This window comes from Pedobacter sp. 01N310 (assembly GCF_056399805.1).
Map to the genome: position 1 here is coordinate 119,555 of NZ_JBFTSB010000002.1, position 18,712 is coordinate 138,266.

16 protein-coding genes are annotated in these 18,712 nt (G+C 37.9%); 15 read left to right on the forward strand and 1 reads right to left on the reverse strand.

The window, feature by feature from the left end:
* Nucleotides 1-84: 84 nt before the first annotated feature.
* Genes AC1DNH_RS06095 through AC1DNH_RS06110 form a run of 4 tightly spaced genes read left to right on the forward strand, consistent with a single transcriptional unit; the run spans nucleotide 85 to nucleotide 6,513 of the window.
* A complete protein-coding gene (locus AC1DNH_RS06095; protein WP_477625263.1) occupies nucleotides 85-3,252 on the forward strand; it encodes a SusC/RagA family TonB-linked outer membrane protein in 3,168 nt (1,055 codons plus the stop codon).
* 10 nt (nucleotides 3,253-3,262) lie between these two features.
* Nucleotides 3,263-4,783: a RagB/SusD family nutrient uptake outer membrane protein gene (locus AC1DNH_RS06100; RefSeq protein ID WP_477610866.1), complete on the forward strand. Its 1,521-nt coding sequence runs from the start codon at nucleotides 3,263-3,265 to the stop codon at nucleotides 4,781-4,783.
* Nucleotides 4,784-4,800: 17 nt separating this feature from the next.
* The gene (locus tag AC1DNH_RS06105) at nucleotides 4,801-5,487 is read left to right on the forward strand and encodes a hypothetical protein (protein WP_477610865.1); all 687 of its coding nucleotides are present in this window, start codon (nucleotides 4,801-4,803) and stop codon (nucleotides 5,485-5,487) included.
* A 45-nt stretch (nucleotides 5,488-5,532) separates the two neighbouring features.
* Nucleotides 5,533-6,513, forward strand: coding sequence for a hypothetical protein (locus AC1DNH_RS06110; RefSeq protein ID WP_477582539.1), 981 nt, complete (start codon nucleotides 5,533-5,535; stop codon nucleotides 6,511-6,513).
* A gap of 119 nt (nucleotides 6,514-6,632) precedes the next feature.
* Here the strand turns inward: AC1DNH_RS06110 and AC1DNH_RS06115 are convergent, their stop codons facing one another.
* The gene (locus AC1DNH_RS06115; RefSeq protein ID WP_477582540.1) at nucleotides 6,633-7,406 is read right to left on the reverse strand and encodes a DUF4397 domain-containing protein; all 774 of its coding nucleotides are present in this window, start codon (nucleotides 7,404-7,406) and stop codon (nucleotides 6,633-6,635) included.
* A 509-nt stretch (nucleotides 7,407-7,915) separates the two neighbouring features.
* On the opposite strand from AC1DNH_RS06115, the gene AC1DNH_RS06120 reads away from it, so the two are divergent.
* The 11 genes from AC1DNH_RS06120 to argH all read left to right on the forward strand — a co-directional run bounded on the left by AC1DNH_RS06120 (nucleotide 7,916) and on the right by argH (nucleotide 18,703).
* Nucleotides 7,916-8,614 carry an N-acetyltransferase gene (locus AC1DNH_RS06120; protein WP_057931816.1) on the forward strand — a complete coding sequence of 233 codons (699 nt, stop codon included), beginning with the start codon at nucleotides 7,916-7,918 and terminating at the stop codon, nucleotides 8,612-8,614.
* 1 nt (nucleotide 8,615) lies between these two features.
* Entirely contained in the window at nucleotides 8,616-9,803 is a 1,188-nt protein-coding gene (argG, locus tag AC1DNH_RS06125; RefSeq protein ID WP_477582542.1) for an argininosuccinate synthase, read from the forward strand.
* Nucleotides 9,804-9,869: 66 nt separating this feature from the next.
* Nucleotides 9,870-10,340, forward strand: a complete 471-nt coding sequence (locus AC1DNH_RS06130; protein ID WP_477582544.1) for a GNAT family N-acetyltransferase — start codon at nucleotides 9,870-9,872, stop codon at nucleotides 10,338-10,340.
* Nucleotides 10,341-10,342: 2 nt separating this feature from the next.
* Nucleotides 10,343-11,326 carry an N-acetyl-gamma-glutamyl-phosphate reductase gene (argC, locus tag AC1DNH_RS06135; RefSeq protein WP_477582545.1) on the forward strand — a complete coding sequence of 328 codons (984 nt, stop codon included), beginning with the start codon at nucleotides 10,343-10,345 and terminating at the stop codon, nucleotides 11,324-11,326.
* 70 nt (nucleotides 11,327-11,396) lie between these two features.
* A complete protein-coding gene (locus AC1DNH_RS06140) occupies nucleotides 11,397-11,753 on the forward strand; it encodes a four helix bundle protein (protein WP_477582546.1) in 357 nt (118 codons plus the stop codon).
* A 95-nt stretch (nucleotides 11,754-11,848) separates the two neighbouring features.
* Nucleotides 11,849-12,979 carry an aspartate aminotransferase family protein gene (locus AC1DNH_RS06145; RefSeq protein ID WP_477607892.1) on the forward strand — a complete coding sequence of 377 codons (1,131 nt, stop codon included), beginning with the start codon at nucleotides 11,849-11,851 and terminating at the stop codon, nucleotides 12,977-12,979.
* A gap of 114 nt (nucleotides 12,980-13,093) precedes the next feature.
* Complete coding sequence (locus AC1DNH_RS06150) at nucleotides 13,094-14,065, forward strand: Rossmann-fold NAD(P)-binding domain-containing protein (RefSeq protein ID WP_477607894.1); 972 nt, start codon at nucleotides 13,094-13,096, stop codon at nucleotides 14,063-14,065.
* A gap of 104 nt (nucleotides 14,066-14,169) precedes the next feature.
* On the forward strand, nucleotides 14,170-15,000 hold the full coding sequence (gene argB, locus AC1DNH_RS06155) for an acetylglutamate kinase (protein ID WP_477607896.1): 831 nt from the start codon (nucleotides 14,170-14,172) through the stop codon (nucleotides 14,998-15,000).
* A gap of 159 nt (nucleotides 15,001-15,159) precedes the next feature.
* On the forward strand, nucleotides 15,160-15,972 hold the full coding sequence (proC, locus tag AC1DNH_RS06160; RefSeq protein WP_477584247.1) for a pyrroline-5-carboxylate reductase: 813 nt from the start codon (nucleotides 15,160-15,162) through the stop codon (nucleotides 15,970-15,972).
* A 119-nt stretch (nucleotides 15,973-16,091) separates the two neighbouring features.
* Nucleotides 16,092-17,159, forward strand: coding sequence for a M20 family metallo-hydrolase (locus AC1DNH_RS06165; RefSeq protein WP_477607899.1), 1,068 nt, complete (start codon nucleotides 16,092-16,094; stop codon nucleotides 17,157-17,159).
* Between the two features lie 212 nt (nucleotides 17,160-17,371).
* On the forward strand, nucleotides 17,372-18,703 hold the full coding sequence (argH, locus tag AC1DNH_RS06170) for an argininosuccinate lyase (RefSeq protein WP_477585118.1): 1,332 nt from the start codon (nucleotides 17,372-17,374) through the stop codon (nucleotides 18,701-18,703).
* Nucleotides 18,704-18,712: the final 9 nt, after the last annotated feature.

Here is an 18,712-nt window from a genome sequence, read left to right on the forward strand (position 1 = left end):
TCCTTTTGATTAAAAAAAAATTAAAATCGAAGTAAAAATGTTGATACTTTTAGTTTGTAATCAAACCAAACTAACTAATCATCAATGGAAAAAACTTCTACAAGACATTGCTATGTGAAATTTTTGATGGCAACATTCTTTTATTTACTTATTCCGTGGCTCGCTTTTGCGCAGAAAACAATTAAAGGAACTGTTTTAGATCAAAATGACAAACCCATACCAGGGGTTTCTATTATCGAAAAAGGTACCAAGAATGGTACCGCTACAAACGCCGATGGAAAATTCACCTTAACAGTTCAAAACGACGGTGCAATTATTACCGCTAGAATAGTAGGTTATCGTTGGGCAGAGAAAACGGTTTCGGCAAGTGGTACATTAAACTTTTCTTTGGAAGAGGATAATAATACGCTGAATGAAGTGGTTACTATCGGTTATCAAAAAATTACCAGAAAGAAAACTACAGCTGCAATATCCAGTATTTCCGCTAAAGAGTTGGCAAATTTGCCGTCCGCGAGTTTCGATCAATTGCTGCAAGGTAGGGTGTCGGGTGTAAACGTTCAGAATTTCACCGGTCAACCCGGAGCATCGCCTACCGTATCTGTTAGGGGTAATTCGTTGGTTAGCAGGGGTTACGATGAGTTTAACGTAATAAATTCACCACTTTATGTGGTTGATGGCGTTCCTCAGCCAACCGAAACCTATGTCGGGCCAGGTGTAGGTACAGGTCAGAATTATCTAGCCGGCATAAATCCAACAGACATCGAATCTATAGACGTATTAAAGGATGCGTCAGCAGCAGCTATCTATGGATCTCGTGCAGCCAATGGGGTTATCTTGATAACGACGAAAAAAGGGCTTAGCGGCGAGCCGCGGGTTTCTATCAATGCTTATGCAGGGTTAACCCAAAGACCAAAGTTAAGAGATGTGACACTTGGAACCACCGAGAGAAGGCAGAAAATGGATGTTTTGCAAAGGCAATTATCTTATAGTGATCTGAAACAGCTTCCTTACATTTTAACAGATAGTTTAAATCCTGCTTATAATGGCAATACAGATTGGCAGGATCTTTTTTATCAATCTGGAAAAATCACTAATGGCGATTTGAGTGTGAGTGGTGGGGGAGCTAATGGAATGGTATACAGGTTTAGTGGAGGTTACTATGATGAACAAGGTATTATTAAGGCAACTGGTTTCAAAAGGTATTCTGGTAGGTTAAATCTGACGACCAGAGCCATGAAGGAGAAATTAATGATTAATCCCATCATTGCCTACTCGAGATCGGATTTTTCAAGAGGTAATGGGAGTGGCAGTAGCCCTGTTAATTTAGGGGCTGGCAATATGCCTTCATCATTGTTGAATCTGGATGAAGATAAAAAAGCACTTTTATTAGGTGCCTATGATGAGAATTTGGATAAAAACATCAGCAATCAACTTACGCTAAATTTAAACTTAAGTTATGAGTTTAATAAACACCTAATGCTCACTTCTCAGTCCTCTTATTTGTTAAATACAGCCAGAAGGGATTATAGTAGGACAAGTATATTGAACAATGGCCAGGGAAATTCATCATCGAGCTACGCAGATAATAGTACAAATGCACTAACGTCTAATTTTTTATCATATAACAATCAGTTTGGTAAACATTCCCTGAGTGTTATTGCTGGGCAGGATATTCAGTATAACCAGTTCCAGAATACATCTGCTTCAGGTTATGGAGGTCCATCAGATAACATTCAAGTTGTCAGTGGGTTTCAGCAATCAAGGATTTCAGCTGGTTCTGACTATCAGGCTTATGGACTTCTTTCCTATTACGGACGTTTAGCTTATGATTTTGATGGTAAGTATTTACTTTCGGCAACTGCCAGGGCAGATGGTTCATCCAGATTTGGTAAAAACAATAAGTGGGGATATTTCCCGTCTGCATCTGTTGGTTGGCTAGCTTCAGAAGAAAATTTTATGAAAAACTGGGTAAATAATCCATTTACACTAATCAAATTGAGGGCCAGTTTAGGAACATCAGGAAGTTTACCTAATAATAATTATTTACAATATAACTTGTATTCTGTAAATAATGGTGGGTTTAATGGAAATGGTGGAGCAACTTCCTATAATGGTACTACAGCTATTACACCGAATTTAAGTGATGGTGCCGCGCAAAGTAACCTGAGCTGGGAAAAATCCCTTCAATGGAATATCGGTACTGATATTGAAATCAAAAATGGTAAGTATGCACTATCGTTTGACGTATATAACAAAGAGTCTTCTCTACAATTATTTAGTGTAAACCTTCCACTAACAACAGGGTACGATCGAGCTTTAACGAATTCCATAGGCGTCCGAAATTCAGGTGCCGAGTTGACCGTTTCTGCTAATCCGCTTGAAGGAAATTTCAAATGGTTTACGAGGATTAATGCTTCATATAATAAAAACCAGATCATGAGTTTGCCGAATGGTGGAAGAGATCTTATTTTAAGTGGAGACAGATTTGATAAATCCCATATCCTTTCAGTTGGAAGTCCAATAAATGCATTTTATCTTTATAGGACAAATGGCGTATTTTCAAGAACAAGCGATATACCTGTTAATCCTTTTACAGGAGAATTATATAGAAATAGCAATGGTGCGTACCAAGCAGGCCAATTTTACCTAGCGGATCTTGACGGAGATGGTTTCATTGATATTTTTAATGATGGCATCAATCCGGACAAAGCGCCGATCGGCGATCCTAATCCAAAAGTTACCGGAGGCTGGACCAATGATTTCAGTTACAAGAACTTTTCATTGAACATATTTTGCACCTTTACTTTCGACAGAGATGTGTTAAATTTATTTGAATCAGATCGTTTTTCTAATTCAACAGATGGGGACCCAATAAATAGATTTGCTGGATTTTCAACTCCGGATTTAAGCAAAACAAATATTTGGAGAAATCCTGGTGATCAGGCAGACTACGCCAAATATGATTTGGGAAGTTATCGTTACTATTACACCGGTGCCCAGACTTTTTTCTTGGAAAAAGGTGGTTATTTCAGAATCAGAAGTATAAATTTTGGTTACAATTTTCCGGCTAAAACGCTTAAAAAATTGGGGGTAAATAAACTTAAACTTTTTGCAATTGCAGATAATGTTTATATGTTCCAGCAGTCTAAACGCCTTCCCGATGCTGAAAACGTAAATCCATATGGGGAATATAATGGCGGGGGATATCCTATCCCAAGAAAATATACACTTGGTTTGGAACTTCAATTTTAATTTTAACACTATGAGACAGCACTTAAAAACTTTAAGCATATTAAGTTTAGTTATATTAATAACTCCACTTATTTCTTGTAAAAAAATATTGGAGCAGGAACCAAAAAACTCTACTTATTTAGAAAAATTTTGGAAATCAGCAGGTGATGCAAGAAGTGCATTAGCTGGTAATTATGCATTGCTTCGCAATGCTTGTACAGATAAGGAAAACCGTTACTATATGTATGGAGATGCCATTGCCAAGAATTATTTTACAATTCAGTATAATGGGGATGGGCTTGAAGGTATACAAAATGGTGATTTTACTTTTCAGTATAACATAAACTCACTGGCTAATTATACGCTATACTATAAAACGATTGCGATGTCTAACATCGTTATTGCTAATGTAGGCAAGATGACTGATGCCCAACTGAAAGACACAGATGATCCTATAGCGTTTAAAAACAACATAACGGGGCAGGCAATGTTTATCCGTGCTTTAAGCTATTTTATGATGGTAAGGGTTTGGGGTGATGTCCCCTTGGTTACTACAGCTTATGACGATCCAATCACAGCGCCACAACTTCCGAGAAGTTCGAGAGCAGATGTTATGAAGCAAATTGAAACCGATTGCAGAAATGCCATCAATTTATTGACCTGGAATTATATTAATATTGGCGATGCAAAAGTGACCGCCAATAAAGGGTCAGCATATGCATTATTGGCCCACCTATACCTATGGAGAGCTACGATGTCTGACGTTAGCAAAGATGCGCCAAATTTAACTGACGTAAATAGTGCAGATACGACAATTACTACTTTAATACAAAAGGGAGGATATAGCCAGACAGATACTGCAAATTATAAATCAACCTTTGTAGGCCGTTCTACTGACGGAATATTCGAGATCAATATGAGTGAGAATACATTAGAAGGTTCTAATTCCAGCATTGGTACGAGATTCCTTAGCGGTGCTTATATCAATACATATTCTAATAATCCAAGATTTTATGTTGTTCCACGTTTTCTGACAGATCAATTTGGATCAAATTCTAACGATATTCGCTTTACCAAAAACTTCGACCTTTCAAATCCTGAAAGACCAATTTGTACAAAATACAGCAATATAATTTATAGAAATCCCGGACAGAAATTAGATGCTTACTTGAGTAATAACATGATTATTTTCCGTTTAAGTGATATGAAGTTGCTAAAAGCGGAAATCGCATTATACAAAAATGATGCAGCCACAGCGACCACTATCATCAATGAATTCAGAACAAGGAATAATCGTAATCCTACACTTGTACAAAATGGACTTTCTGTAAGTGGAGTAATGGATGAGTATATTAAGGAAAGAAGTAAGGAAATGTATCTTGAGGGGCACTTGTTCTTTGATCTTTTACGTACCAGACGCTATGGTAATGTTGTGGACTGGCTTACGGAAACCAGGTTTAGAAGAGAAGGGTTTTATTGGCCGGTAGATCCTGCACTATTCAGGGAAAATCCAAATCTTAAACAAACAACCTATTGGCTTGGAAAAGTTTAACTATTTAGTATTAAATCATGAAAAAATATATCATAGCTGTAATAGCGATTATAACCGCCGCATTTACGTCCTGCAAAAAGGATAGCTACAAGAATGATGGGGGTATTAGTAATGCCTTTGTTAATATGACAACATATGACTATTTGAAATCTAACCCAAAGTTTGATTCTTTAGTTAAGGTTATTGACAAGGCAGGTTTGAAAGATGCTGTAAATGGAAATATAACTTTTTTTGTTACGACAAATTACGGAATTGTGGACTATGTCGCGGCGAAGAAGAATCAACAGGCGATAAAAATTGGTAAAGAAAACTTTGATTTTGGGATTAAAGATATTCCTTCTCAAGAATTGAGTGATTCCTTGAAAACATACATGTTTGCGGGTAAAATTAACCGTGATCAAATGACAATCTCCGGTAAACTTTATGATAGTATGCTTGGTTCAATTCCTAATGTACAGTATCTGATTAAGCTAAGAAGGACGTTTGATTATAACGCTTATGTAAGTAATGTAGATTACGTAACTTATACCAAAGTGATTGGTACCAGAGATGATCGTGAGCCAAATCAGGATGATATTCCAGATAATCAAAAAGATAAGGCTGTTGATTGCCAGACTTCAGGGATTATTACTACAACCGGAATCGTGCATGTGCTCAATGGAAATCATAGGTTGTTTTTTAATGCCCAGTCGTTAGGTAACTAAGACTACCTGTGAAAAACAATATGTTAACCTCAATAATGTATAATTATGAAAACAAAATATATTTTAGGTTTTTTTGCGCTGCTAAGTATAGCAGCATGTAAAAAAATACAACAAGGCTTTCAAAGTGATGCTATTAGATATAAAGACAATAATATCTACGCTAAAAGAGGCTTGATTTTATATCAGTCTGATAGGATAAATGCCGATGGCTCTACACCGCCATATACATTTAAACTTCTTAATCTTCGACGCGAGGATGGATCTCCTGCTCCTTCTCAATTTAATACCGAGTATGAAATTACTACGTTTAAAGCTGGGATGTCATTTGATGCTACTACTGATACTACTGTAGCATTGCTAAATAAAAAGAGAGAGACAGTTAAGCGATTGCCTATGTACTTCAATGAAGCCAGCGGTCAGCTTACTTTTAATAAGGCTTCTGCCAATTTACCCTTAGGTAAATACTATTATGATGTAGAAATGACAAATGTAACGGGTACAAAATTATTTCCTAAATTGGCTACGATAAATGTGGTAGACCCTGAATTGGAAGATCTTTTTGTAGTAACTGATAATGTTGCTAATGGATTTAATGATATAACAGGAGTTGCAACAGCAATGCGTAACCCAACCATTACCTGTACCAAAATATCAAATTCAGGTGCACGCGCAATTTTGAAAATGGTTGATAAGAATGGACGTACATTTAATCCGAAAGCCGGCGAGATCATTCAAAGAGGAGACCGTCCAGTTTTTGAAAACTATGCAAAGTTTAACCCCGTTATCAAAACGGATACCGCGATGATATGCGACTTTGAAGTTGCGCCGTTTCCACTAACGAAGTATATAACGCCTACAACCGATTGGGGATTTCTAATGTATTATCGAATACCTAGTCAATTTGTTACTATTGATAATTTTCCATCTTCACCGGGTTTTTCTGTGAATCCAAGATGGTCGTGGCAATTGAAGCTTGAGGGTACTTATGTAATCCAGATAAAATTTCCTGATGTAACAAAAAAATAGTGATGAAGAAATAGCTTTAGCCTTAATGGGCAGATAACCTTTTTCTACGAATTAAAACGGCAATTTTCGATACGAAAATTGCCGTTTTTTTATGAAGGGTAAACACAAAAAGCCTTTTTTTATTTGATCAATATAACCTGTAAACTTAAAGGACGTTCAGTTTCATTTGCAGGTGTTACCAAACCACCGCAAATAATGTCATAATGATAACCCGCTGTAAAACTGGTGCTGGCGGAAGTAGCTTTAACTGTTCCTGATGAAGTTTCTTTTGCATCCAATGTATAAGTTCCTGCATCTACAGCAATAAAACCACTCGCATTTTTATAAGTTTTATTGGTAACCAGCATGGTCGTTGCGCTCGTTTTGGCCAGGTCTAAAGCCGGTGCATCAGGCGATAAATTGATAAAGCGGATGTAAGCTTTATCAGTTGATGGTATAGAAAGATCATCACCAATGGTATAAATATCTAGCGCCGCCGGTTTATTAATTAAATAAGAAGAGTAATAGGTGCTTGCATTTAAAGTAACGGTTTTGGTTAACAAGCTCTCTGCGCTACTGGCCGTTGTAAATTTTAAACTGTAAGCGCCTGCGGCATAAGAAAGATAAGCAGCAGAGCCTCCAAATGGTAAAGCTGCCGAATTAACCATGCTGCCATTAAAGTAAGCATTGTAGGTAGCCAAAGAAGGTGATGCATTGATTACCCTTAAATAAGATATGTTGGGATCGGCAGTCTCGGTTTTTTTACATGAAGTTAATGCTGTAAAAGCAATTAGAACAAATAAAGGGATCGATTTGAAATGAAATGGCGTAAAATTCTTCATACGGTTAAAATTTGATTTAATATTTAAGGAGTATCCATAAAACGATAGCCAGATCGCATTCGCTACAGACATACAAATATTGAGTTTAAACCGTATTACGGGATGTTAAATGATGTTAAGCAGATGTTAAAGTTTGTTGCGTTTTTTTAACAATGTTAAAATTGGCAAAAGAATCTATAACTGAAATGCACGATACTCGAATTTTTTATAAATTTATAAATGGCCTCAATACTTGTTTAAGTCAGATTAGTTCAATAAAATCGAAAGCTTAACATAAAAAAATGATGATATTATTGTGTAACTCGATTTTTATTTAAACCTTTGCACCTCAATAGAGTTAAAGCCGTTTTAATACGCAAGAAATGATTAAACAAATTTTATATAAACTTTCTGTTTCCACAGCACAAAATGTGTCTGGGAAAGGTATGTTTATTAATCATTTTCAGCCCGTGTTTTATTATCCCACAAGCCGGCAAAATTTCACTCCACGTATTTAGTACCTACACTAAACGTAACGAGGAATTGATCCTCTCTAAAAACCCAATTAACAAGAATACTTATAATTTTTCGTTAGAAAACGAATGGATATTAACGAATTTATAGTGCAGGTTGCACTTCCTGAACATCGTGTATTTGCAGAAGAAATAGTAACCGAAATGGCAGAATCGGCAAAAGCTCGTGGAACAGGGATTGCTAAGCGTTCGCCGGAATATATTTCTAATAAAATGCAAGAAGGCAAATCGGTTATTGCTTTCCATAAAGATGGCTCCTGGGCAGGATTTTGCTATATAGAAACCTGGAGCCACGGACAGTTTGTGGCCAATAGTGGCTTAGTGGTAAGTCCTAAATACCGCAAAGCGGGATTAGCAAAAGCCATCAAAAATGAAATTTTCGGTTTATCGAGAAAGTTGTACCCAAAGGCAAAAATATTTGGTTTAACAACAGGCTTGGCCGTAATGAAAATCAATTCAGATTTAGGCTACGAGCCTGTAACCTACAGCGAACTTACCCAGGATGAAGAGTTTTGGAAAGGCTGCCAAAGCTGCGTAAACTTCGAAATTTTAAAAATGAAGGAACGCAAAAACTGCATGTGTACAGCTATGCTTTACGATCCGGCCGAGAAGAAACATGAGGTAGCCAAGCAATTTGCCGAAGAACTGCAAAAGAAACCCAAATTATACGAGCGCTTTATGCGCATTAAACAGCGTTTAGTTGTTAAACCTAAGCCAAAAAATGGCTTAAAAGCCCTTTTATTTTTATTTACCTTTTTATTTAAATAGCATGAAAAAAGTTGTTTTAGCATTTAGCGGAGGCTTAGATACCTCATTTTGTTGTATTTACCTGGCACAAGATCGTGGATTAGAAGTTCATTCAGTAATTGTAAATACTGGTGGTTTTTCTGATGAAGAGTTACAGGAAATTGAGAAAAGAGCATATGCTTTAGGCGTAAAATCGCATGCTGTTGTAGATGAAACTGAAAGTTACTATGAAGGATGCATTAAGTACCTGGTTTTTGGTAACGTATTAAAAAATGCTACTTATCCATTATCGGTAAGTGCAGAGCGTGTTAGTCAGGCAACAGCTATTGCCAACTACGTGAAAAAAATTGGTGCAGATTATGTAGCTCATGGAAGTACCGGTGCAGGTAACGATCAGGTACGTTTCGATATGATTTTCAATATCCTTATCCCAGAGGTTGAAATCATTACCCCAATTAGAGATTTAAAATTATCCCGCGAGGCGGAAATAGAATATTTAGCACAACATGGTGTAGAATATAGTGCAGAAAAAGCAAGATACTCAATCAATAAAGGTTTATGGGGAACTTCGGTAGGAGGAAAGGAAACGTTAACTTCTCACGAAACCTTACCAGAAAGCGCCTGGCCAACCCAGGTTTCGGAAACAGAATCGCATAGGGTAGAATTAACCTTCGAAAAAGGTGAACTGGTTGCTATTGATGGTGAAAAATTAGCACCTGTTAGGGCAATCCAAAAATTACAGGCAATCGCTCAGCCTTTTGGTATCGGTAGAGATATCCACGTTGGTGATACCATTATTGGTATTAAAGGTCGCGTAGGTTTTGAGGCAGCTGGCCCCATTATCATTATCAAAGCACACCATACGCTAGAAAAACACACCTTAACCAAATGGCAGTTAAGCTGGAAAGAACAATTATCGTCTTTCTATGGTAACTGGTTGCACGAAGGTCAGTTCCACGATCCGATTATGCGGAATATTGAGGCTTTTTTAGCTGATACGCAAAAATTTGTGAGCGGTAAAGTATTTGTAGAGTTGTTACCGTATCGTTTCCAGGTTATCGGAATTGAATCAAACCATGATTTAATGAGTAATAAATTTGGCAGCTATGGCGAAATGAATAACGCCTGGAGCGGAGAAGACGTTAAAGGTTTCTCTAAAATATTTGGTAACCAGGTGATGATCTGGCATAAGGTGAACAACGAGGCATAAGGTAAAAGGCATAGGTGGATTAGTGCAAACCTTACACTCAAACCCTCTACCTTAAAACTTTAAATTGTGAGTAATATAACAATCAAACAGATAGATTTAACAGAAACCAACTTAGTAGTTGGTCTGTTTAATCAGTATCGCATATTCTACAATCAGTTTTCTGACATCGGAATGGCTAAGGCTTTTCTAGATGAAAGATTACAGCATAATGAGTCTATCATTTTTGTTGCTACTGATAGTAATACACAAGAAGCGATAGGTTTTACACAGCTATACCCAAAATATTCGTCGGTAAGATTAACAAAAAATTGGATTTTGAACGATTTATATGTTGATGAAAATTACCGTAAGCAGGGCATTGGAGAAAAGTTAATTAAAGCAGCCATGGGTTTTGCCAAAACTCAGGGAGCTACATTTGTACAGCTGGAAACAGCGGTTGATAACTATACTGCCCAGCATCTGTACGAAAGTATAGGATTTGTTAAGCAAGAAAATGATTCAGAATTTTTTCTTTATAAAATAGCACTAAACGCATAGAGATGAATAAAATTAAAGCAGGAATAATTGGTGGTGCGGGTTACACTGGAGGCGAAATGTTACGCATTTTGGTTAACCACCCAAATGTTGAAATTGCTTTTGTAAACAGTACAAGCAATGCCGGGAACTTAATTTCTGATGTACACACTGATTTAATAGGCGATACAGATCTAAAGTTTGTGAGCGATATTCCACAGGATATTGACGTGCTTTTCCTTTGTGTTGGCCATGGTGATGCGAAGAAGTTTTTAGCCGCTAATCCAATTAGCGATAACATTAAAATCATCGATTTGTCGCAGGATTTCAGGTTGCATGCAAATGCTAACTTTTCGACCAAAGACTTTGTTTACGGATTACCCGAGCTAAACCGCGATAAAATTAAAGCAGCTAAAAATATCGCAAACCCTGGCTGTTTTGCAACTTGTATTCAATTAGGCTTGTTGCCTTTGGCATCGAAAGGTTTGATCAAGAATGAAGTTCATATTAATGCAACTACGGGATCAACCGGTGCAGGACAGAGTTTAGCTACCACTTCGCACTTCAGCTGGAGAAACAACAATCTTTCCATATATAAGGCATTTGAACACCAGCATTTGAACGAGATTAGCGAGAGTTTGTTGCAGTTGCAACCATCACTTTCTGAAGCTTTAAGTTTTATCCCACAGCGTGGTGCATTTACAAGAGGTATTTTAGCTGCCATGTACCTGGAAAGTGATTTAAGTTTAGAAGAGGCGCAAAATATTTACGAAGCATATTATAGTGCCCATCCATTTACACATGTCAGTCGGAAAAATATCGATCTAAAACAGGTAGTGAATACCAATAAAGCGCTGGTTCATGTAGAAAAACATGGCGGTAAATTATTTATCATCAGCGTTATTGATAACCTGTTAAAAGGTGCCAGCGGACAAGCGGTTCAGAATATGAACTTAATGTTCGGCTTGGATGAAACAGCAGGACTTAAGTTAAAAGCAGCTAATTTTTAGGTAGAAGAGACCAAAGCTGAAAGACTAAAGTCTAAAGCGAAGGTAGCATGAAGAATAACTAAAACATCAAATGAGAGACTATCAAAAATTAGACGTTTGGAAAAAATCACATCTAATGGTTTTACATGTATATAAAGTTATTTTACCTGCTTTTCCTCCTCATGAGAAATACGACTTGCAAAGTCAGGTTAAAAGAGCTGCATATTCTGTTCCACTAAATATTGTTGAGGGAGCAGGGCGGCGGACTGAAAAAGATTTTGCCCACTTTCTTGATAATGCTTTAGGCTCTGTCCAAGAAATGGAATATGCTTGTTTTCTTGCAAAAGATTTAGATTATCTTGAAGAAAGCAAATATTTTGAAATTTATAAAATGGCAGGTGAGGTTAAAGCAATGTTAATTGGCTTAATTAAACACCTTCGACAATAACCAAGATTAAATGCTATTGGATTTGGCTTACTGCTATATGAAATGTCACAGGAAGCTTTGGTCTTTGGTCTTTAGTCTTTAACCTTATAAAAAAAATGCAACTATTCGACGTTTACCCACTTAACGATATAGAAATAACCAAAGCAGCAGGCAGTAATGTTTGGGATGCTAATGATCAACAATATTTAGATTTATATGGCGGTCATGCTGTAATTTCAATCGGGCATACCAACCCACATTATGTAAACCGCTTAACTGATCAATTAAATAAAGTTGGTTTTTATTCAAATTCAGTAAAAATTCCTTTGCAGGTTCAGCTTGCAGAATTATTGGGAACTGTTTCTGGTAAAAAAGATTTTCAGCTCTTTTTATGTAATTCTGGAGCTGAGGCAAATGAAAATGCTTTAAAACTAGCTTCATTTTACAACGGGAGAAAAAAGGTAATTGCTTTTACAGGCGCTTTCCACGGACGTACATCTTTGGCAGTTGCCGTAACCGATAATCCTAAAATTGTAGCACCGGTTAATCAGACCGAAAATGTAATCTTTTTGCCTTTCAATAATGAGGTTGCTTTAGAAGAAACTTTTAAAGCACAGGGCAATGAAATTTCGGCTGTTATTATTGAAGGTATTCAAGGTGTAGGCGGCATTAAAGAAGCTTCGAAAAGTTTCTTGCAAAAAATCCGTTCACTTTGCGATGAATATAATACGGTTTATATTGCAGATAGTGTACAATGCGGTTACGGACGTACAGGATCGTTTTACTCACACGATTACGCTGGGGTTAAAGCAGATGTTTATACCATGGCAAAAGGAATGGGTAATGGCTTTCCGGTAGCGGGAATCTCTATAGCGCCCAAATTTAAACCTTGGCATGGAGAGTTAGGTACAACTTTCGGTGGTAACCATTTAGCTTGTGCTGCGGCTTTAGCTGTTTTAGAAGTGATGCAACAGGAAAACCTGATGAAAAATGCAGAAGAAGTAGGAAGTTACCTAATTACCGAATTGAAAAAATTTGAACAGGTGGTAGAAATACGTGGCCGTGGATTAATGATCGGTATTGAGCTACCTGCCGAACTGGCGCATGTTAAAAAAGAATTATTGTTTACACACCATATTTTTACTGGTGAGGCAAAACCGAATGTGATCCGTTTGTTGCCAGCCTTAAATTTAACAAAAGCACATGCTGACGAGTTTTTGGCGGCGTTTAAACAACTGGTAAAATAAATACTGTGTATTTGGTCGATCGTCATGCTGAATTTATTTCAGCATCTATTTTGTAGAAAAGACCCTGAAATAAATTCAGGGTGACGGATCGGGATAAATTAATTTATATTAAAAATGAAACTTTTCACTTCCGTACACGATGTTCCAAGCATCAAACAGTTTGTAAATGATGCGCTAGCGTTAAAGGCGAATCCTTATGCGCACCAAGATTTAGGTAAGAACAAAACCTTAGGTTTAGTTTTTATGAATCCAAGTTTACGTACCCGGTTAAGTACGCAAAAAGCGGCCTTAAACTTAGGTATGAATGTAATGGTGATGAATCTGGATAAAGAAGGCTGGGCTTTAGAAACGCAGGATGGTGTAGTGATGAATGGTTCGACAGTTGAACATATTCGCGAAGCTGCTGCCGTAATGGGCCAATATTGCGATATTTTAGGCTTGCGTTCTTTTCCAAAACTGAATAACCGTGAGGAAGATTATAGCGAAGATTTCTTCAATAAATTTGTGAAATATTGTGCCGTACCTGTAGTGAGTTTGGAGAGTGCAACACGTCACCCTTTACAAAGCTTTGCCGATATCATTACCATTCACGAAACCTGGACAAAGAAACCTGATGGGCGCAAACCAAAGGTAGTTTTGGCTTGGGCGCCTCATGTAAAGGCTTTGCCCCAGGCAGTACCAAATTCTTTTGCAGAGTGGATGTGCAAAGCTCAGGCAGAAGGAATGATCGATTTTACTATTGCGCAACCAGAGGGTTACGAGCTTTCGGAAGATTTTACGCCTAATGCCGATATTCAGTATAATTTAGAAGAAGCTTTGGCCGGTGCTGATTATGTGTATGTGAAGAACTGGAGTAGTTATAAAGAGTATGGAAAAGTGTTAACTTATCCTGATGGCTGGATGATGAATAATGAGAAATTAAAATTCACAAACGATGCTAAAGTGATGCATTGCTTACCTGTACGCCGCGATCTGGAATTATCATCAGAGATTTTGGATGGACCAAATTCATTGGTTATTCACGAAGCCGGAAACCGTTTATGGGCGGCGCAGGCAGTAATTAAAGCGATGTTGGAGGAATTGTAAATCATATGCCTCGGCTCGTGTCCCCGCGAACCGAAATTATTAATATGGTGAAACAAAACTATTAATGTGATTCGTGGAGACACGAACCACGGTAAGAATAAATTATGAAACAACTCACTATCATAAAAATCGGCGGAAACGTAATCGATAACTCCGAAAACTTACACCAGTTTTTATTGGATTTTACTGCATTGCCAGGAGATAAGATCCTGGTGCACGGCGGGGGTAAAATTGCAACTGAACTGGGCGAATCGTTGGGCATTGAAGCCAAAATGGTTGAGGGTAGAAGAATTACCGATATCGAAACCCTGCGTATTGTAACGATGGTTTACGCCGGACTGATCAATAAAAATATGGTTGCCCAACTACAGGCCAAAGGAAGTAATGCGATTGGTTTAACCGGCGCAGATGGTAATATCATTAAAGCGAAAAAAAGGCCTGTTAGTACCAAAACTTATGGTGCAGAGGCCGGCCCTATGGCAGGTGCAGTTATTGATTACGGCTTTGTGGGCGATTTAGATGAAAATTCTGTTTCAGCGAATGCTTTAGGCACTTTATTAAATGCTGGCTTTGTTCCGGTTTTATGTGCCATTACACATGATGGTGGTACTCAGCTTCTGAATACCAATGCTGATACCATAGCCTCTTCTGTTGCGGTGGCTATGTCAAGCTTATATGAAACCCGTTTGGTATATTGCTTTGAGAAAAAAGGAGTACTTAGGGACGTTAATGATGATGCTTCTGTTGTAAGAGAAATCAAAGCTGATGAGTTTGAAGGTTTAAAAGCCGATGGAACTGTGCAAGGTGGAATGATCCCTAAACTGCACAATGCCTTTGAAGCGATTAAAAAAGGAGTTTCTGCAGTTTATATCGGCAAAGCCGATGAGCTCGCTGAACTTGCCAAGGGAACTTTTGGTACTAAAATGCTGAAGTAAAGGTGGGGGAAAAGAGGTAGAAGGTGAGTAGGTTGAGGGTGGAAGGTTTTTAGTCGAGGTACCTAAACTTATCGTTTGCTTTTCAACACAAAAAATCTGTGCAATCAAACCGAAGAAAAAAAATAAAATCTGTGTAAGCAAACTAAAGGGAAAATAATCATGACAAAAAAAATAGCCATAATTGGTAGCGGAAATATCGGTTTATCTTTAGCGAAAGGTTTGGTAAAGGCCGATTTTGCTCAAGCAGGCGACATTACGCTTACCCGTAGAAATATTGATCATTTAAAATCATTCGCCGAAGCCGGTTTTAATGTAAGCAATAACAATAAACAGGCTGTAGTTGATGCTGATGTTGTGATTTTGGCTGTTCTGCCACAACAATTAAATACGGTTTTAGATGAAATTCAAAATTCAATTGTTCCGACCAAACATTTGGTTATTTCGGTAATTTCTGGCGTGAGCTGTGCTGCGGTTAGGGAAAAATTAGGTGATGATGTTGAGGTAATCAGGGTAATGCCTAACACAGCAATTGCTATTGGTCAATCGATGACTTGCATGGCCAGCGATAATGCATCAGCAGCAAACATTGCAGATGTGACTAAAATGTTCGAAACGGTTGGTTCTGTTGTGAAAATTAATGAAGATTTAATGACTTCAGCAACAGCGCTTTGTGCCTGCGGGATTGCGTTCTTTTTAAGGGCAATCAGGGCTGCATCGCAAGGTGGCGTAGAAATCGGTTTTCATGCTGATGAAGCTTTAAAAATGGCTGTTCAAACGGCTAAAGGAGCGGCTGATTTGCTTTTATTACATGGAACACACCCAGAATCAGAAATAGATAAGGTAACTTCGCCGAAAGGTTGTACCATAGCAGGTTTAAATGAAATGGAACATAACGGTTTTAGCTCATCATTGATAAAAGGTATTAAACTTTCGGCTTTAAAAGCAGGGAATCTGTATACCAAAGAAGGTTAGAGGTGTAGGGTTTAGGACATAAAGTCTTAATTGCAAACATAAAACTGAAAGCCAAAATAAAAGGTAGAAAGTTTAAAGACGGGTTTAGTCTTAATACTTAATACTAATTACTTGATACTATGTTACTAGAAAATATACAAAAAGAAAGTCTGGATTTATTGCGACAGTTGATCCGCATCCAGTCTTTTAGTAAAGAAGAAGATCGGACGGCGAATTTAATTGCGCAGTTTTTGGAGGAGAGAGGAGTTAAGACTCAGCGTAAAATGAATAACGTTTGGGCTTACAACAAACATTTTGATCCAGCTAAGCCAACACTTTTGTTGAATTCACATCATGATACGGTAAAGCCTAATTCAGGTTACACCCGCGATCCTTATGATGCTGCAATTGAAGGTGATAAACTGTTTGGTTTGGGCAGTAATGATGCTGGTGGTTGTTTAGTGTCGCTAATCGGAACCTTTTTATATTATTACAAGCAAGAAAATTTAAAATACAATATCTGTTTGGCAGCGACTGCCGAGGAAGAAATTTCTGGTAATAATGGATTAGAACTGGTTCTTCCTGATTTGGGCGAACTGGAGTTTGGTATCGTAGGCGAGCCTACAGAAATGAATTTAGCCATTGCCGAGCGCGGTTTGTTGGTATTAGATTGTGTATCGCATGGTAAAGCCGGTCATGCTGCTCGTGAAGAGGGAGAGAATGCGATTTACAAAGCATTAAAAGATATCGAATGGTTTAGGAACTATCAGTTTCCAAAAGTTTCGGAGGTTTTTGGGCCATTAAAAATGACGGTTACGATTATCAACGCAGGTTCGCAGCACAATGTTGTTCCGGCAAATTGTACTTTTACGGTTGATGTTCGTGTAACTGATGCTTACACTAATGAAGAGGTTTTAGAGATTATCAGGGCAAATGTTGATTGTGATGTTACCCCACGGTCTATCCGCTTAAAACCATCGTCGATTGATAAAAACCATCCGGTTGTTCAGGCTGGTGTTGCCCTTGGAAAAACTACTTATGGTTCGCCTACTACCTCCGATCAGGCGTTATTAGATATTCCATCAGTAAAATGTGGTCCGGGTTTTTCTGGCCGATCGCACATGGCTGATGAGTTTTTGTATGTGCGAGAAGTAGCAGAGGGTGTTGAGGGCTATGTAAATATGCTGAAACCGGTTATACAAGGTTGAGGGTTTTAAGGTTGATGGTATATGGCTTGGATGCCCAACTTAAATGCTTTACAACTCCTGGTGTTCGCTGTGTAAAACGCTGAGTACGCTGTGGTAAAATGATAGAATAGCTTTGTGTGCTTTGCGGAAAACTTAGCGCACTTTGTGGTTAAATAAATTTAAAATGAAAATTGCGGAAGCATTCTTCATAACCATTGAAAAAAATATCACTAATGAAAATCTGGCAAAAAAATATAGATGTAAATCAGTTTGTAGAGCGTTTTACGGTTGGTAAAGACCGTGAACTGGATCTGCAAATGGCAAAGTTTGATGTATTGGGTTCTTTGGCGCATACCCAAATGTTAGAAACTATTAATTTGCTATCCGCTGAAGAACTGAAAACGGTTCAACAAGAATTGAAAAATATTTATGCTGAAATTGAAGCTGGAAATTTCACCATAGAAGACAGTGTGGAAGATGTGCACTCACAGGTAGAGTGGTTGCTTACACAACGTATTGGCGAAGCAGGTAAGAAAATCCATAGTGGCCGGTCGCGTAACGATCAGGTGCTGGTTGATTTGAAACTGTTCTTTAGGGCTTGCATCGAAGATATGGTTGGCCAAACCTCAATCTTGTTTAATGAGCTAATTGAGCTGAGCAATACGCACAAAGATAAATTGATGCCAGGTTATACGCATTTGCAGATTGCCATGCCATCGTCTTTTGGTTTATGGTTTGGTGCTTATGCCGAAAGCTTGGCAGATGATATGGAATTGATGTTGGCTGCATGGAAAATCTGTAATAAGAATCCATTAGGGTCAGCTGCTGGTTATGGTTCTTCATTCCCTTTAAACAGAACTTTAACAACTGAGTTGTTAGGCTTTGAAAGCTTAAACTATAATGTAGTTTATGCGCAGATGGGGCGTGGCAAAACTGAAAGGGTTTTAGCACAGGCAATGAGTGCTGTTGCAGCAACTTTAGCTAAAATGGCGATGGATGTGTGTTTGTTCATCAATCAGAATTTTGGCTTCATTAGTTTTCCGGCAGAACTGACTACAGGGTCGAGTATTATGCCACACAAAAAAAATCCTGATGTTTTTGAGTTGATCCGTTCGCGTTGCAATAAAATTCAGGCTTTGCCGAATGAAATTGCCATGATGATTACCAATCTGCCATCAGGTTATCACCGCGATTTACAATTGCTGAAAGAAAATCTATTTCCAGCAATTACTTCTTTAAACGAATGTTTGGAGATTGCTACTTTTATGTTCCAGAACATCACGATAAAAGATGATATTTTAAAGGATAAAAAATACGACTATCTGTTTAGCGTTGAAGTAGTGAATGATCTGGCTTTACAAGGTGTTCCATTTAGAGAGGCTTATAAAATTGTTGGCGAACAGATAGAAAATGGTACTTTTGCACCGTCTGGCCAAATACATCATACACACGAAGGGAGCATTGGCAACCTGTGCAACGAGCAGATTGCTGCAGCAATGCAAGGAGTATTGTCTCAATTTGGTTTCGGAAAAGTGAATAAAGCAATAGAAGATTTAATTCGCTAATTATAAGAT

Bases quoted from the DNA above. Each gene is read 5' to 3' on its own strand.
- AC1DNH_RS06095 (WP_477625263.1), top strand. From the start codon at position 85: ATGGAAAAAACTTCTACAAGACATTGCTATGTGAAATTTTTGATGGCA.
- AC1DNH_RS06100 (WP_477610866.1), top strand. From the start codon at position 3,263: ATGAGACAGCACTTAAAAACTTTAAGCATATTAAGTTTAGTTATATTA.
- AC1DNH_RS06105 (WP_477610865.1), top strand. From the start codon at position 4,801: ATGAAAAAATATATCATAGCTGTAATAGCGATTATAACCGCCGCATTT.
- AC1DNH_RS06110 (WP_477582539.1), top strand. From the start codon at position 5,533: ATGAAAACAAAATATATTTTAGGTTTTTTTGCGCTGCTAAGTATAGCA.
- AC1DNH_RS06115 (WP_477582540.1), bottom strand. From the start codon at position 7,406: ATGTCTGTAGCGAATGCGATCTGGCTATCGTTTTATGGATACTCCTTA.
- AC1DNH_RS06120 (WP_057931816.1), top strand. From the start codon at position 7,916: ATGGATATTAACGAATTTATAGTGCAGGTTGCACTTCCTGAACATCGT.
- argG (WP_477582542.1), top strand. From the start codon at position 8,616: ATGAAAAAAGTTGTTTTAGCATTTAGCGGAGGCTTAGATACCTCATTT.
- argC (WP_477582545.1), top strand. From the start codon at position 10,343: ATGAATAAAATTAAAGCAGGAATAATTGGTGGTGCGGGTTACACTGGA.
- AC1DNH_RS06140 (WP_477582546.1), top strand. From the start codon at position 11,397: ATGAGAGACTATCAAAAATTAGACGTTTGGAAAAAATCACATCTAATG.
- AC1DNH_RS06145 (WP_477607892.1), top strand. From the start codon at position 11,849: ATGCAACTATTCGACGTTTACCCACTTAACGATATAGAAATAACCAAA.
- AC1DNH_RS06150 (WP_477607894.1), top strand. From the start codon at position 13,094: ATGAAACTTTTCACTTCCGTACACGATGTTCCAAGCATCAAACAGTTT.
- argB (WP_477607896.1), top strand. From the start codon at position 14,170: ATGAAACAACTCACTATCATAAAAATCGGCGGAAACGTAATCGATAAC.
- proC (WP_477584247.1), top strand. From the start codon at position 15,160: ATGACAAAAAAAATAGCCATAATTGGTAGCGGAAATATCGGTTTATCT.
- AC1DNH_RS06165 (WP_477607899.1), top strand. From the start codon at position 16,092: ATGTTACTAGAAAATATACAAAAAGAAAGTCTGGATTTATTGCGACAG.
- argH (WP_477585118.1), top strand. From the start codon at position 17,372: ATGAAAATCTGGCAAAAAAATATAGATGTAAATCAGTTTGTAGAGCGT.